This is a genomic window from Pseudomonas sp. IAC-BECa141 (assembly GCF_020544405.1).
Classification (GTDB): domain Bacteria; phylum Pseudomonadota; class Gammaproteobacteria; order Pseudomonadales; family Pseudomonadaceae; genus Aquipseudomonas.
Window position 1 is genome coordinate 5,352,199 of sequence record NZ_CP065410.1, and the last position, 14,843, is coordinate 5,367,041.

Here is a 14,843-nt window from a genome sequence, read left to right on the forward strand (position 1 = left end):
GGCCCGCTCCGACAATCCATGAATCAAGCGAACAACATCCGCCGCAACTCGACACAATCCTTCGCATGCCAGTCCGTCAACTCCGGCCACGGATTGTCCGGCAGGTTCACCAGCACCGTGTGGGTGCCCGCCGCCCGGCCGCAATCAAGATCAAACCGGTAATCACCGACCATCACCATCTCGCTCGCCGACACTTGCCAGGCATCGGCCAGTTTCAGCAGGCCCTCGGGATGCGGTTTTGGCTGTGCTTCATCGCGGCCGAGCACATCCTCCACCGCGAAGCAGTCGGCCAGGCCGATGGCCTCCAGCGTCACATGGGCCAGCTCCCGCGCATTGCGGGTCAGGACGCCGAGACGATAACCGCGCGCGTGCAGGTCGCGCACCAGTTCCACCGCACCGTCTGCCGGGGTCGAGCCGAGCGCCAGATCGCGCTCATGCTCGAGCAGCCAAGCATGTTTCGCCGCCGCTTCCTCGGCGGGCAGCGCCGCGAGGTGGGTGAGGATGTCGTCCTCCGGCGGGATCGAAAGCGCCACGCGGATCGCCGCGAAGTCGTGCACGGCGACGGTCAGGGTGCCGTCCATGTCGAACACCCAGTGCCGCACATCCGCCAGATTCATGCCCAGTCCTTGCGATGACGGATCAGGCCTTCCTGGGTCACCGACGCTACGAGTTGCCCGGCGCGGTTGAACACGCTGCCACGGGAGAACCCGCGAGAGTTGCCGGCCCACGGGCTGTCCATGGCGTAGAGCAACCAGTCATCGGCACGCAGGTCATTGTGGAACCACAGCGCGTGGTCGAGGCTGGCGACCTGCATGTCTTTCTGCCAGACCGATTTGCCGTGGGGCAACATCGAGGTGGTCAGCAGACCGAAGTCCGAGGCATAAGCCAGCAAATATTTGTGCAGCGCCGGGATGTCGGCCAATGCGCCGTCGGCACGGAACCACACGTATTTGATCGGATCCGCCGGTTGCGGGTTGTACGGATCTTTTTCGGTGACCGGGCGCACTTCGATCGGTTTCGGGCACAGCAGCTTTTCGCGCATGTGCTCCGGGATCAGGTGCGCGCGTTGCTGGGTCAGTTCCAGCTCCGACGGCAGGTTTTCCGGGCCGACCACTTGCGGCATCTGGCTCTGGTGTTCAAAGCCTTCTTCGTCGTACTGGAACGACGCGCTGCAGGTGAAAATCGGGTGGCCCTTCTGGATCGCGGTCACCCGGCGGGTGCTGAAACTGCCGCCGTCACGCACGCGGTCAACCGAGTAGACCACCGGCAACTTGGCATCGCCCGGACGCAGGAAATAACCGTGCATCGAATGCACATGACGCGCTTCTTCAACGGTCTGACTGGCCGCCGACAGCGACTGGCCGAGCACCTGGCCGCCGAACAACTGGCGAAAGCCCAGATCCTGGCTGCGACCACGGAACAGATTTTCCTCGATCGGTTCGAGGGTCAGCAGATCCACCAGATCTTCCAACACTTGGCTCATTCAGACTCTCCTCACACAAAGCAATGCCGCGCAGTCTTGGCTGCGGCGGGGGATTCAGGTTCTGGCCCGGCCCCTCAGGGTGCCGGCCATTGTAAACGTCCGCGCCTGCTTATCCATGCAAGGTTTCCAGCCACTGCTCCCTCGTGATGCGGTACAACACATGCCGCCGTAACGGGTGACCGTCCGCGAGACGCGGGTGGTCGAAATCATCCTGCGGGGCGTGGTGCATGCCGATCGCCTGCATGACTTTCTGCGACGGCAGATTGGTCTCGCTGGTGAACGACACCACTTCATCCAGCGCCACCCGGTCAAAGCCGCAACGCAGAGCGGTCCAGGCCGCTTCGCTGGCATAACCCAGGCCCCAGTGTTCCTTGGCCAGGCGCCAGCCGATTTCCACCGCCGGGGTGAACGGCGCATCGAAGCCGACCACGCCGAGCCCGGTAAAACCGATGAACTCGCCGCTGTCCTTGCGCTGCAGCGCCCACAGGCCATAACCGTGCTCGGCAAAATGCCCGCGCACCCGACCGATCAGCGCGGCGCTTTCCAGCCGGCTCAAGGGCGCGGGGAAGTAGCGCATCACCTGCGGGTCGGCGCACATCGCCGCAAACGCCGGCAAATCCTCGTCCTGCCATTGGCGCATCAACAGCCTTGCGCTTTCCAGCTCCAGTATCGGTTCCATCCTGCCCCTCCGCTTGATGCCGCCAGTCTACATCGCTGTTAGGCTTTGCACTCTTTCCTGCAGCCTCTATGAATAGTCCACCATGCCGTTGCCGCTGATCTACCACGAAGACTACAGCCCGGAATTTCCGGCGGATCACCGCTTCCCCATGGACAAGTTCCGCCTGCTGCGCGATCACCTGGTGGCCAGCGGCCTCACCCGCGATGAAGACCTGCTGCGCCCTGAACTGTGCCCGGTCGACATTCTCGCCCTGGCTCATGACCGCGGTTATATCGAACGCTACATGAGCGGCGAGTTGTCTCGCGAGGACCAGCGGCGCCTCGGCCTGCCATGGAACGAAGCCCTGGCCCGACGCACGGTGCGGGCCGTCGGCGGTTCGATTCTGGCGGCTGAGAAAGCGCTGGAACATGGTCTGGCCTGTCATCTGGCCGGCGGCACCCATCACGCCCATTACGACTACCCCGCCGGCTTCTGCATCTTCAATGACCTGGCGATCATCAGCCACTACCTGCTGCAAAGCGGCCGGGTGAACCGGGTGCTGATCTTCGACTGCGACGTGCATCAGGGCGACGGCACTGCGCGGATTCTGCACGACACCCCGGAAGCGATCACCGTTTCCCTGCATTGCGAAAAGAACTTTCCTGCACGCAAGGCCGAAAGCGACTGGGACATTCCGCTGCCCAACGGCATGGGCGACGCCGATTACCTGAAAGTGGTCGACGATGCGCTCAACTACCTGCTGCCGCTGTATCAACCGGATCTGGTGCTGTATGACGCCGGCGTCGACGTGCACAAGGACGACGCCCTCGGTTACCTGCAACTGACCGACGAAGGCGTTGCCGCCCGCGATGAAAGCGTGATGCGCCATTGCCTGGGCCGCGACATCCCGGTGGTCGGAGTGATCGGCGGCGGTTACAGCAAGGATCGCCACGCCCTGGCCCGCCGCCACGGCATCCTGCATCACAGTGCGCAGCGCGTCTGGCAGTCATCGGGTTGTCATTGAGTTGTGCTGCGTTACCCACAATGGCTGTGGAACGGCCTGTGGATAACCTGAGCGAAAGGGACTACAGCCCAAGCTGAACATGGCCTGCAGCGCGCTGGTTGTTTTTTGATCAGGCCTTTCGATCATCACAAATCCCTGTGGGAGCGAGCTTGCTCGCGATGGCGTCAGTACATTCAACATTTAACTGAATGACTCACCGCTTTCGCGAGCAAGCTCGCTCCCACCCGGTTTCTGCGCTGTTAGAATGCGCGCCATATTTCGTCAGACCGCAGCGCACGCCATGACCCAGATTCACGCCACCTATCCCGCTCACGTCGCCATCATCGGCGGTGGTCCCGCCGGCCTGATGGCCGCCGAAGTGCTGAGCCAGGCCGGAGTCCGCGTCGATCTGTACGACGGCATGCCCTCGGTGGGCCGCAAGTTCCTGCTGGCCGGGGTTGGCGGCATGAACATCACCCATTCCGAAACCTACCCGGCGTTCCTCTCGCGCTACGCCGAACGTGCCCCGAACATCGCCCCGCTGCTGCGCGCCTTCGACGCCGACGCACTGTGCCGGTGGATTCAGGAGCTGGGCATCGAAACCTTCATCGGCAGCTCCGGCCGGGTGTTCCCCACCGACATGAAAGCCGCGCCGCTGCTGCGCGCCTGGCTCAAGCGCCTGCGCGACAGCGGCGTGGTTATCCACACCCGCCACCGCTGGCTCGGCTGGGATGAAAACGGCGCGTTACGCATCGACAGCCCGGAAGGCGAGAAAACCCTCACCCCCGACGCCACCCTGCTCGCTCTCGGCGGCGGCAGTTGGTCGCGACTGGGCTCCGACGGCGCGTGGATGCTGGCGCTGGAGCAACGCGGCGTAGGACTGGCGCCATTGCAGCCAAGCAATTGTGGCTTCGAGGTGCAGGCCTGGAGCGAATTGATGGTCAGCAAATTCGCCGGCGCACCGCTGAAAAATATCGCCATTGGTTTGAACGATGATGTTCCTCGCCTTGGCGAATGCGTGATTACCGCGACCGGCATCGAAGGCAGTCTGATCTATGCGCTGTCGGCACCGATTCGTGAAGCGATCAATGTGCACGGAGCAGCGACTGTTCACATCGACCTGCTGCCCGGCCGGCCTGTGGATAAATTGCAGGCGGCGTTGAGCAAACCGCGGGGTTCGCGCTCGATGGCCAAGCATCTGCATAGTCAGGTCGGAATTGATGGGGTGAAAGCGGCGTTGTTGCGCGAGCTCACTGATGCTGCGACGTTTGCCGATCCGGCGCTGTTAGCCAGGGCGATCAAGGCGTTGCCGCTGATGCTGGTGAAAACCCGACCGCTGGACGAGGCGATCAGCAGTGCCGGTGGCGTGACATTCGAGGCAATGGATGAGCGCTTGATGCTCAAGGCGTTGCCGGGGGTGTTTTGTGCGGGGGAAATGCTGGATTGGGAAGCGCCGACTGGGGGGTATCTGCTGACGGCGTGTTTTGCCAGTGGCCGGGCGGCCGGAGCTGGAATGCTGGACTGGTTGAAACAGCGTAACTGATCGTTCCCGCATGGCGCGGGAACGATCCGATCTGACGCTTAAGGCTTACGCTTGCGCGGCCCGGTGTTGAACACCGGCACCTTGCGCACAGGCTTGATCGAAGGCTCCGGCGCCTGAGTCTCGCCGCTGTCCACCCACTTGCCCAGATTGCGCTTGCCACCGCCACCACCGGAAGCTTTCGGCTTTTTCGGTTTCTTCGGCTTCTTGATCACCTGACCACTGGCATCGGTGTCCGGCACACGGTGCTCGGGCACGAAATCCGGCTCGACCTCACGCTTCAATGTACTGCGGGTCAGCATCTCGATCGCCGACAACATGTTCACTTCATCGGCACACACCAGCGAGATCGCCTGACCAGTCGAACCCGCGCGGCCAGTGCGGCCGATACGGTGAATGTAATCCTCGGCAACGATCGGCAGATCGAAGTTGACCACCAATGGCAGGTCTTCGATATCCAGACCACGGGCCGCCACGTCGGTGGCCACCAGAATCTGCACTTCGCTCAGTTTGAAACGGTCCAGCGCCCGCTGCCGGGTCGCCTGCGGCTTGTCACCGTGGATGCCGTCGGCGTTAACGCCCAGACCTTGAAGTTTTTCGACCAACGCATCCACACCGTTGCGAGTCTTGGCGAACACCAGCACCTGCTTCCACTTGTTCTTGCGCATCAGGTGCACGAACAGTTCCGGCTTGCGCTTCTTGTCCACCGTGACAATCCACTGCTTGACGGTATTGGCGGCCACGTTGCGCGGGCTGACTTCGATGCTCAGCGGATCGTTGAGCATCTGCCCGGCCAGCAGGCGGATGTCATCGGAGAAGGTCGCGGAGAACAGCAGCGTCTGACGTTTTTTCGGCAACGCGCGGTAAATGTTCGCCAGCTCTTCGGAAAAGCCCAGGTCGAGCATGCGGTCGGCTTCGTCCAGCACCAGGGTTTGCAGCTGATTGAACTTCAGCGCGTTCTGGCGGAACAGGTCGAGCAGACGGCCCGGGGTCGCGACCAGCAGATCGACGCCGCCGCGCAGCTTCATCATCTGCGGGTTGATGCTGACGCCGCCGTACACCGCGTACGTGCGCAGCGGCAGGTTTTCAGCGTACTGGCGCACGGCTTCGTGGACTTGTTCGGCCAGCTCGCGGGTCGGCACCAGAATCAGCGCACGCACCGAATTGGCGGTGACTTTCGGCCCTTCCATCGCCAGCAGTTGCAGCAGCGGCAAGGCAAAACCGGCGGTCTTGCCGGTGCCGGTCTGGGCCGCGGCCATCAGGTCACGACCCGCCAGCACGGCCGGTATGGCCTGCGCCTGCACCGGCGTCGGGGTCTGGTAGCCGAGCTTCTCGAGGGAGCGCAGCAAGGGTTCGATCAGGCCAAGGGTGGCGAAAGTCATGGGAGTACCGTAGGAAAAATCAGAGCGGTTGTGCAAAACAAGTATGCGATGACGCGCAGTTTACCCTAATTCCCACGCTGCTCCGTCGCTATGGCCGTCGTTGGGGCAGCCGGCTCGCTGACCACCGGCAACTGCCGAGGACGCCGCCACTGCGGCAGACCGATCAGCACCACCGCGCCGATGATCACCAGCATCGCCAGCGCCTCTTCGATGCCGATGGTCTCGCCGACAAACACAATCCCCAGCAACACCGCCACCGCCGGGTTCACATAGGCATAACTGGTGGCCGCCGCCGGGCGAACGTTTTTCAACAGATACATGTAGGCGTTGAAGGCGATGATCGAGCCGAAGAAGATCAGGTACGCCAGCGCCAGCCAGCCTTCCAGCGGCGGCATGGCTTGCAGGTGTTCGCCACTGGCCGCGCTGCCGATCAGCAGCACCGCACCGCCCACCAGCATTTCCACGGCACTGGCCATCGCGCCCTGGGGCAATGGCAGGTGTTTGCTCCACACCGAGCCGAACGCCCAGCTCGCCGCGGCAAAAATCAGCAGCGCCGCGCCCAGCGGGCTCGATTGCAGGTTGGAGCCCATGTTGAGCATCGCGATGCCGATAATCCCCATCACCACCCCGGCCCACTCCAGACGGGTGTTGCGCGCCCCCCAGAAATAACCGCAGAGCAAAGTGAACAGCGGCACCGTCGCCACCGCCAGCGCAGCAACGCCCGATGCCACGCCGCTGTGTTCGGCCAGCGTCACCGCGCCGTTACCGAAACTCAGCAACAGAATCCCGATGATCCCCGCCGCTTTCCACTGCGCCCAGGTCGGCGCCGGTGCCCCGCGCCAGCGCAGGAAGGCGTACATCAGAGTGCCGGCAATCACGAAGCGCACGCCGCCGAGCATCAGCGGCGGCCAGTATTGGACACCGATGCGGATCACCAGATAGGTCGATCCCCAAATCACGTACAACGCAAAAAACGCAGCGATCAACGGCAAGGAAAAACGGCGCAGGGCAGACATGGGCAACTCGAAAGTCAGATTCAGGGGATTGGTTATTCTAGAAAGGCCAACCGCAAAAAATAAGTTACAAAACCTGTTTATAGCGCCGGTACACTTTTGAAAACACGGAGATCGACGGCCGAAACCGCGATTTCGAAAGTCTGCCATTTTCAGGAGTCCGACCTTGGACAAATACGACCGCATGCTGCTCAGCGCCCTGCTCGAAAACGGTCGCGCGTCCTACGCCGACCTCGCCCGCAAAGTGAACCTCTCCGCCCCCGCCGTCGCCGAGCGCGTGGCCAAACTCGAGGCCAGCGGCGTCATCACCGGCTACTCGGCCAAAGTCGACATGGCCAGGCTCGGCCTGCCGATCCAGTGCGTCATCGAACTGCGCCTGAACCAGCACGGCAATCCGAAGGTGTACGAGGAGCTGATCAGTATCCCGCAACTGACCGAATGCCACCGCGTCACCGGCGACCCGTGCGTGATCATGCAGGCCGCCGTGGGCTCGATGACCGAGCTGGAAGAGCTGATCAACCGGCTGGCGAAATTCGGGTTCAGCAAGACGTCGATCGTGTTGTCGAGTGCGATAGAGAAGCGGGTGCCGCTGGGGCATATCGAGGGCAACGGAAAGTAACCTTCCCGTCCCGCTCGTTCCCACGCTCTGCGTGGGAATGCCTCAACGGACGCTCTGCGTTCGGCTTTGGAAGGGACGCGGAGCGTCCCGGGCTGCATTCCCACGCGGAGCGTGGGAACGATCAACACACAATTCAATACCGCAAGATAATCCTTGAACCGGTCGATCCCGTCGGCTGTCAGCGATATCGACTCAAGGTTTCGCCAACCTTCGCGGCGGGGACTTTCTGCAATTTGCACAACAAATCATGGCTCAACTCCCGCACCCCATGCTTCTGCCGCAACTCATCCGCCAGATGCGCAAGCAAATTCGCCGCCATCTCCGCATCCGCCATCGCCCTGTGCGCCTGGCCGGTATGCGGCAGTTGGGCGAAGGTAGTGAGCGTACCGAGCTTGTGGTTCGGCGCCGCCGGCATCAAACGACGAGCCAGTAGCAGCGAACAGGCAAAGTTCTGCAAACGGGTGCGTTTGATCCGGCCCAGTTCGAAGTCCCAGAACTTCTGGTCAAACGCGGCGTTGTGCGCCAACAGGGGCGTGCAGCCGACGAATTCGTTGACTTCGTTCATCACCTGTTCGGCCGAAGGCGCGGTGCGCAGCATGGCGTTGCTGATGCCGGTGAGTTGTTCGATGAAGGCCGGGACGCGGACGCCGGCGTTCATCAGGCTCTGGTAACGCTCGACGATGCGGCCGTTTTCCAGCATGACCACGGCGATTTCCGTGGCCCGGCAGCTGCTGCTCGGCGAGATGCCGGTGGTTTCAAAGTCGATGACTGCAATGCGTTCCAAACCGGGTGGTACTCCGTTTAAATCAATTCTTGAGCAGGGCTCAATTTTTCAACAGCAGTGCGCCTTCGATCGGCACGTAACGGCTGGCGGCGCGGATCAGCGAGTTGGCGGTCAGGCCGGGAACGCCATAGGCCACCGCTTGTACGCCGTGTTTGTTGATGATGCGTTCGAGCAGCATGTCGAAATCGCCATCACCTGAGGCCAGGACGATTTCGTCGACGTGGTCGGCGGCGTCCATGATGTCGAGGGTGATGCCCACGTCCCAGTCGCCCTTGGCCGAGCCGTCGCTGCGCTGGATGTAGGGTTTGAGTTTCACGGTGAAACCGAGGTTGCGCAGGATCTGCTGGAACTGCTGCTGTTTGCTGTCGCCCCGGTCGATCGCATAGGCGTAGGCCTCGACGATCTGCCCGTGCTGGCTGACATCCGCCCACAGCGCCGCGTAGTTGAAGTGGCAACCATAGGCCTGACGCACGGTGTAGTAGAGGTTCTGCACATCGGCGAACACTGCGATTTTTTTCACCGGAGTTCCTGTGAGCGCTGACGCGCATGAGCCGGATCAGGCACCAGGCCCGAAAAAGGCGCTCAGTATGCCAGCCCGAAGGAAGGTTCCGCGAATAATCGGCCCGGGGCGATCAGGCGCCCCGGACGAATGGTGAATCAGACGAAGGAATCGTCGTCATCGAAGAACGATGAGTTGTCATCGCTGTAGTCGGTGTCGGTGAAGCCGCCCTGATCATTACCGTAGGAGTCGTTGTTGGCCATACGCTGGTCATCGCCCCAACCGTTGTTGCTCTGGTCGTTGACCTGGGCCGGCTCTTCCTTGATGACTTCGACGATTTCTTCCGGCTGCTGATTGTGATGGAACAGGCTGCTGATGCCTTGTGCCAGCATCACGCCACCCGCCACGCCGGCAGCGGTTTTCAGGGCGCCGCCGAGAAAGCTGCTGCCGGCCGCCGGGGCTGCTTGCTGCTGACCATAACCCGGTGGTGGCGCGCCGAAGTTCTGTTGCGGCGCGGGCGCACCGAAGTTCTGCTGCGGTGCCGGCTCACGCCAGCCGCCGGTGGACGTCGGGGCGCTCTGGGTCGGCGCCGGGCGCGAGCTGCTGCCACCGAAGATGCTCGACAGGAAGCCACCGCCGCTGGAGGCCGGCGGCGCGCTCTGCGCCTTGGCCGATTGCAGTTCGGCCTGCAATTGCTTGACCTGTTGAGTCAGTTGCTTGTTTTGTTCGTCGAGGCTCTTGAGGGCAGCCTCCTGCACCAGAATCGCCTGGGTCATGAAATAACCTGCGGCCGGCTGGCGCGTCAGGTGTTCCTTGATCCGCGCCTCAGCCTGGGCGTCGCGCGGGGCTGCCTCCGTTTCGGCCTGCTGCAGCCGGGAAAACAGTCCATCGATCAGGGTTTGTTCTTCGCTGTTCATGGCGACCTCGTAGATTGCCGGGGATAACGTTGCCCTCGTCCACGTCGGAGGAGGCGCTCCTCTGTAATGGAGGCAGCAACAGAATGTTTCAATAACCTTTACCGAACGTTTACGTTTGCGCAGCGAAACGGATCATCGGTTAAAGTGAGCCACTGTTTTTGACCTGCGATACCGACTGATGAATGCCTTCGATGTGCTGCGCGACTCCCTGTATTTCTTCAAACGCAATCTGGGCCGGATCGTCCAGTTGTGTCTGCCGCTGGTGATTTTCGAAGCCGCGCTGCAACAGGTGGTCGACCATGCCAGCGACCCGGACGGTTACTCGGCCATCAGCGTGATCGTCGGCCTGCTGGTGTATCCGTTGTACACCGCCGCGCTGATCCTGTTTCTCGATGCCCGCACCCGCGGCGAATCCCCGCAAACCCGCGATTTGCTGGCGATGGCCGCTCGCCTGTGGCCGCGCTTTGCCGTTCTTACTGCGCTGAACACGTTGCTGATCCTGCTCGGACTGTCGCTGTATTTCCTGCCGGGGCTGTGGCTGATGGTCACTCTGGCTTTCGGTGAATACCTGCTGGTGCTGCGCGGTTATGGTCCGTTGCAGGCGATGAAGGAAAGCCTGCGTCTGAGCCGTGGGCATTTTCTGCGAATTCTGGTGTGCATCCTGTGTGTGATGGGGCCGCTGTGGTTGCTCAAGGGCCTGACTTTGCAGGTCTATCCCGATCCGCAGAATCCGTTGATCGCAGTGCTGATCGACAGTGGCCACAGCTTCCTGCAACTGTTCACCAGCGTGGTGCTGTTCCGCCTGTTCATGCTGATCAGCGAATTGCCCGACAAACGTGACGGAATGGTCTGACCGCTCGGCGCTTGGGTGACGCGGCAGGTCTCGGGTATGCTCGGGACCACTTCCGTATCGCTACAAGCCGAGCCATGACCCGTCTACTGCGCTACATCCTGTTGCCCCTATTGCTCGCCTCCGCCCTGATCGGCACGCTGATCTACAGCCTGACCTGGCGCCCGGACGCCCGGGAAACCCTGCCGGTCAGCTGCACCGGGCAACCGCCGACGCTGGTGCCCGGCCAGGCTTTGAAGGTCATGACCTGGAACGTGCAATACCTGGCCGGCAAGCGCTACGTGTTCTGGAATGATCTGGCGCAAGGCGACGACGAAGCCCCGACCCCGGAAGACATGGCGTTCAGCCTCGATGAAGTGGCGCGGGTTATCCGCGACGAACAGCCCGACGTGGTGCTGTTGCAGGAACTCGATGACGGCGCCAAGGCCAGCGACTATCAGAACCAGCTCAAGCTGCTGCAGGAGCGCCTGACCGACCTCTACCCGTGCAGCGCTCACGCCTTTGACTGGAAGGCCGATTTCGTCCCGGATCCGCACATTTTCGGCAGCGTCGGCCGGCAACTCGCCACCCTCAGCCGCTACCGCATCGAACACGCCGAACGCCTGCAATTGCCGGTGCAGCCGGCGAACATCATCAGCCGTCAGTTCCAGCCGAAAGACGCCTTGCTCGCCACCACTCTGCCGCTCAGCGATGGCGGGCAACTGGTGGTGTTCAACACCCATCTGGATCGCGCCACGCAGCCGGACGACACCTTGCAGGCACAGGTGACAGCGGTGGCCAAGGTCCTCGACAAACACGAAAGCCAAGGCACGCCGTGGCTGATCGGTGGCGACTTCAACCTGTTGCCGCTCGGCCAGTACCGGCGTCTGCCGGTCGAACAGCGCACGCCCTACTCCGTGGACAGTGCGCTGCACCTGTTGTGGGACAGATACCCGATGATCCCGACCAACAATGAAGCCGGCGGCATCGACCGCGCCAAATGGTTGACCCACTACCCCAACGATCCCGGCTTGAATGGTCCGGATCGCACGGTCGATTACCTGTTCTACAGCCCGAAGATCAAACGGGTCGAAGCCACGGTGCGGCAAGACGATACCTTGCGCATTTCCGATCATTTGCCGGTGATTGCGAAGTTCCTCCTGCCACCCAACTGACCTCAATGAGCCTCTTCGAGATCGTCGTGCAACAACCCGAAGATCTGCCGTTTCATGTCGATGAACGAGCGCTCCATCACCATGTCCAGCGTGCGCGGACGTTCGATCGGCACATCGAGAATCTGCTTGATCCGCCCAGGCCTGGCGCCCATCACATACACCCGGTCGCCCAGCAGGATCGCTTCGTCGATGTCGTGGGTGACGAACAGCACGGTCTTCTTGCTGTTGCCCCACACCCGCAATAACAGTTGCTGCATTTGCAGACGGGTCTGGCTGTCGAGGGCACCGAAGGGTTCGTCCATCAGCAGGATCTGCGGGTCGTTGGCCAGGGCCCGGGCAATCGCCACCCGCTGCATCATGCCGCCGGACAACTGCTTGGCGTAGTTGTCGGCAAATCCCGACAGGCCGACTTCGTGCACATAGTGATCGACGATCTCCTTGCGTTTCGCTGCCGGCATGCCCCGGCGCTTGAGGCCGAACTCGACGTTCTGCCGCACGGTCAGCCACGGGAACAGCGTGTAGCTCTGGAACACCATCCCGCGATCCGCGCCGGGGCCCTGCACTTGCTGGCCGCCGACATAAATCTCGCCAGAGGTTGGCTCGGCCAGGCCGGCGGTGAGGTACAGCAGGCTCGACTTGCCGCAGCCCGATGGCCCGACCAGCACCGCGAACTGCTGATCCGGCACTTCGAACGACACTTCTTCAAGCGCGGTGAAGGTTCCGCCGCCGGGCTTGGTGTAGCGCAGGCTGACCTTGTCCACCTGCAACCTTGGCGCAGCGTGTGCCGGTACAGCGACCGGCTCGATGAAACGACGGTTGGCAGCGGTTACTGAGCCCATGCGGCAATCCTCAAACGCAAGAAGCGAAACAGTTGATCGGTGACCAGGCCGAGCAGGCCGATGATCGCGATGGCGAGAAAAATCACATCCACCTGAAAGCCGCGCATGGCCTTGAGACTCAAGTAGCCGAGGCCGCTGGACGCGGCGACCAGTTCGGCGACCACCAGATAGGTCCAGGCCCAGCCCATGGTCACCCGCAAGGTGTCGAGCACGCCGGGTAACGACGCCGGGGCGATCACATGCAGCACCGCGTCACGCCGGTTGGAGCCGAGGGTGTAGGAGGCGTTGATCAAGTCCTTGGAGATGCCTTTGGACACGTCGGCGATCATCACCAGTTGCTGGAAGAACACGCCGAAGATGATCACCGACACCCGTTGCTCCAGACCGATGCCGATCCACAGGATGAACAGCGGCACGAACGAGGTCACCGGCAGGTAGCGGATGAAGTTGACCAGCGGTTCGAGGAACGCCTGGACGATGCGGAAGCTGCCCATCAGCAAGCCCAGCGGCACAGCCACCAGCGACGACACGATGAAACCGACCATCACCACTTCGACACTGGCCCAGACATGCTGGCCAAGAGTGCCGTCGCGGCTGAGGCGCACGGCGGCCTCAACCACCCCGCCGGGCGTGGGCAGGAACATCCCCGGCACGATGCCGCCGTAGGACAACCCGGCCCACAGGCCGACCAGCAACACCCAGGCCAGACCGCTGGCGCTCCACACCACCGGCACCGGCAATCCGGTCTTCGGCGTGATGCAGCGGCTCAGCCATGAATTGCGCTTGAACATGACCAGTCTCCTAGAGCGGGCTGACGAAACGGTTATCCACCAGATCGTCGTTGCTGACGTTGTAGGGCTTGCCCTGCAATTCGCTGGCGGTTTCGTTGGCCAGTTTGATCAGCGGTGCGCTGTCACCCGGCGCGCCCGGTTTGCCCAGCAACTTCTCGCTCATGGCCTGATCGTAGAAGCGCACGCCTTGCGCGGCGGCGGCCAGTTCCTTCGGATCGGACAGGTAACCACCGACGCCCTTGGCCATGATTTCGTAGGCTTTCTGTGGATGATCCTTGGTGTACTGCACGGCTTTGTAGAGACCGGCGACCAGCGCCTTGACGTCCTCCGGCTGCTTCTCGATCACCGTGCAGTTGAGCGCCACCACATCGACGATCACGCCCGGCGTACTGCTGCTGTCGATCAGCACCTTGCCCTGCTGCTTGTCGCGCACCATCGACAGATGCGGCTCCCAGGTCACGGCGGCCGGCACGCGACCGGCGATGAACGCGGTGGCGGCATCGTCGGCGGTCATGTTCTGTACGGTGATGTCGCTCATGCTCATGCCGTTCTTTTTCAGCAGGTACGAGAGCCAGAACTGCGAGGTCGACCCTTCGTTGACGGCCACGGCCTGGCCCTTGAGCTCTTGCAGGCTCTTCACGTTTTTACCCACCAGCACGCCATCGCCGCCATGACTGTCATCCAGCGCCGCCACGGCCTTGAAGCAGAACTGCGGACGGTACTTGAGCACTTCATCAATGGTCGAAGCCGAGCCGGACAATTGCCCGGACGCCTGGGCGGCCATGTACATCGACGCCTCTTCGACCACCGGCAATTCGACGGTCAGGCCGTTTTCCTTGAAGTAGCCCAGATCCTGAGCCAGGTACAGAGTGCCGTAACCGACCCACGTGGTATGGCCGATCGACAAGGTGCCGGCCTGAGCGGCGGTGACACAGAGGGCGGAAATCGCCAGAGGACATGCAAGACGGGTAAACAAGGACTTGTTCATGGAGCACTCCCAACGCTGTTGATTTAGTTGTCATGGGCAGTACGGCCAGCCGGGGTGTCGCGATTGCACGCTGCGGTCTCTGTCGGACTCTGGCGGGCAATGCCCTGGCTGGCGAAATCGATGTTGACCCAGGCTTGGCGTCAGGAAAACGAGGAAATAGTTAGACGCGAACGATGAAAAAACTGGGTAGTGCGCACCGCGAAAGGGCGCGGCAGGCGGGGGTGCCCGAGGTGGGTGCAGATTGGGAAAAAGTCTGGCGGAGATCGTTCCCACGCTCTGCGTGGGAATGCAGCCCAGGACGCTCTGCGTCCCATTCGAGAGCT

Annotated in this window: 16 protein-coding genes; 5 read left to right on the forward strand and 11 right to left on the reverse strand. The window is 62.2% G+C overall.

The features are described 5' to 3' along the window. Nucleotides 1-23 precede the first annotated feature (23 nt). The 3 genes from I5961_RS24530 to I5961_RS24540 form a co-directional block, all read right to left on the reverse strand. Nucleotides 24-617, reverse strand: a complete 594-nt coding sequence (locus tag I5961_RS24530; RefSeq protein WP_085697573.1) for an HAD family hydrolase — start codon at nucleotides 615-617, stop codon at nucleotides 24-26. After that, the gene (gene tesB, locus I5961_RS24535; RefSeq protein WP_039771793.1) at nucleotides 614-1,483 is read right to left on the reverse strand and encodes an acyl-CoA thioesterase II; all 870 of its coding nucleotides are present in this window, start codon (nucleotides 1,481-1,483) and stop codon (nucleotides 614-616) included. The genes I5961_RS24530 and tesB overlap by 4 nt, the downstream gene beginning before the upstream one ends. 109 nt (nucleotides 1,484-1,592) lie before the next feature. Next, complete coding sequence (locus I5961_RS24540) at nucleotides 1,593-2,162, reverse strand: GNAT family N-acetyltransferase (RefSeq protein ID WP_227233607.1); 570 nt, start codon at nucleotides 2,160-2,162, stop codon at nucleotides 1,593-1,595. 82 nt (nucleotides 2,163-2,244) lie between these two features. On the opposite strand from I5961_RS24540, the gene I5961_RS24545 reads away from it, so the two are divergent. Further along, nucleotides 2,245-3,165 carry a histone deacetylase gene (locus tag I5961_RS24545; protein WP_227233608.1) on the forward strand — a complete coding sequence of 307 codons (921 nt, stop codon included), beginning with the start codon at nucleotides 2,245-2,247 and terminating at the stop codon, nucleotides 3,163-3,165. A 280-nt stretch (nucleotides 3,166-3,445) separates the two neighbouring features. Then, the gene (locus tag I5961_RS24550) at nucleotides 3,446-4,687 is read left to right on the forward strand and encodes a TIGR03862 family flavoprotein (protein WP_227233609.1); all 1,242 of its coding nucleotides are present in this window, start codon (nucleotides 3,446-3,448) and stop codon (nucleotides 4,685-4,687) included. 38 nt (nucleotides 4,688-4,725) lie between these two features. Here I5961_RS24550 and I5961_RS24555 read toward each other — a convergent pair whose 3' ends face one another. Together I5961_RS24555 and yedA are read right to left on the reverse strand one after the other, a co-directional pair. Further along, complete coding sequence (locus tag I5961_RS24555; RefSeq protein WP_227233610.1) at nucleotides 4,726-6,066, reverse strand: DEAD/DEAH box helicase; 1,341 nt, start codon at nucleotides 6,064-6,066, stop codon at nucleotides 4,726-4,728. A 65-nt stretch (nucleotides 6,067-6,131) separates the two neighbouring features. Continuing rightward, nucleotides 6,132-7,082 carry a drug/metabolite exporter YedA gene (gene yedA, locus I5961_RS24560; protein ID WP_227233612.1) on the reverse strand — a complete coding sequence of 317 codons (951 nt, stop codon included), beginning with the start codon at nucleotides 7,080-7,082 and terminating at the stop codon, nucleotides 6,132-6,134. A 163-nt stretch (nucleotides 7,083-7,245) separates the two neighbouring features. Between yedA and I5961_RS24565 the strand changes: the two genes are divergently transcribed. Further along, on the forward strand, nucleotides 7,246-7,698 hold the full coding sequence (locus I5961_RS24565; protein WP_085697579.1) for an Lrp/AsnC family transcriptional regulator: 453 nt from the start codon (nucleotides 7,246-7,248) through the stop codon (nucleotides 7,696-7,698). Between the two features lie 178 nt (nucleotides 7,699-7,876). On the opposite strand, the gene I5961_RS24570 is transcribed toward I5961_RS24565, so the two are convergent. The 3 genes from I5961_RS24570 to I5961_RS24580 form a co-directional block, all read right to left on the reverse strand. Next, nucleotides 7,877-8,482 (reverse strand): PolC-type DNA polymerase III, encoded by a 606-nt coding sequence (locus tag I5961_RS24570; RefSeq protein ID WP_227233614.1) that lies wholly within the window; start codon nucleotides 8,480-8,482, stop codon nucleotides 7,877-7,879. Nucleotides 8,483-8,522: 40 nt separating this feature from the next. Then, nucleotides 8,523-9,002, reverse strand: a complete 480-nt coding sequence (locus I5961_RS24575) for an NYN domain-containing protein (RefSeq protein WP_007958730.1) — start codon at nucleotides 9,000-9,002, stop codon at nucleotides 8,523-8,525. A 137-nt stretch (nucleotides 9,003-9,139) separates the two neighbouring features. Further along, a complete protein-coding gene (locus I5961_RS24580; protein WP_129972479.1) occupies nucleotides 9,140-9,898 on the reverse strand; it encodes a DUF2076 domain-containing protein in 759 nt (252 codons plus the stop codon). A gap of 178 nt (nucleotides 9,899-10,076) precedes the next feature. On the opposite strand from I5961_RS24580, the gene I5961_RS24585 reads away from it, so the two are divergent. Together I5961_RS24585 and I5961_RS24590 are read left to right on the forward strand one after the other, a co-directional pair. Further along, on the forward strand, nucleotides 10,077-10,751 hold the full coding sequence (locus I5961_RS24585; protein WP_085697582.1) for a YciC family protein: 675 nt from the start codon (nucleotides 10,077-10,079) through the stop codon (nucleotides 10,749-10,751). Nucleotides 10,752-10,825: 74 nt separating this feature from the next. Beyond that, entirely contained in the window at nucleotides 10,826-11,902 is a 1,077-nt protein-coding gene (locus I5961_RS24590) for an endonuclease/exonuclease/phosphatase family protein (protein ID WP_227233616.1), read from the forward strand. A 2-nt stretch (nucleotides 11,903-11,904) separates the two neighbouring features. Here I5961_RS24590 and I5961_RS24595 read toward each other — a convergent pair whose 3' ends face one another. Genes I5961_RS24595 through I5961_RS24605 form a run of 3 tightly spaced genes read right to left on the reverse strand, consistent with a single transcriptional unit; the run spans nucleotide 11,905 to nucleotide 14,520 of the window. Beyond that, nucleotides 11,905-12,741 (reverse strand): ABC transporter ATP-binding protein, encoded by an 837-nt coding sequence (locus I5961_RS24595; RefSeq protein ID WP_085697584.1) that lies wholly within the window; start codon nucleotides 12,739-12,741, stop codon nucleotides 11,905-11,907. Continuing rightward, on the reverse strand, nucleotides 12,729-13,532 hold the full coding sequence (locus I5961_RS24600; protein WP_227233617.1) for an ABC transporter permease: 804 nt from the start codon (nucleotides 13,530-13,532) through the stop codon (nucleotides 12,729-12,731). The genes I5961_RS24595 and I5961_RS24600 overlap by 13 nt, the downstream gene beginning before the upstream one ends. A gap of 10 nt (nucleotides 13,533-13,542) precedes the next feature. Next, nucleotides 13,543-14,520 (reverse strand): ABC transporter substrate-binding protein, encoded by a 978-nt coding sequence (locus tag I5961_RS24605; protein WP_085703124.1) that lies wholly within the window; start codon nucleotides 14,518-14,520, stop codon nucleotides 13,543-13,545. Nucleotides 14,521-14,843 lie beyond the last annotated feature (323 nt).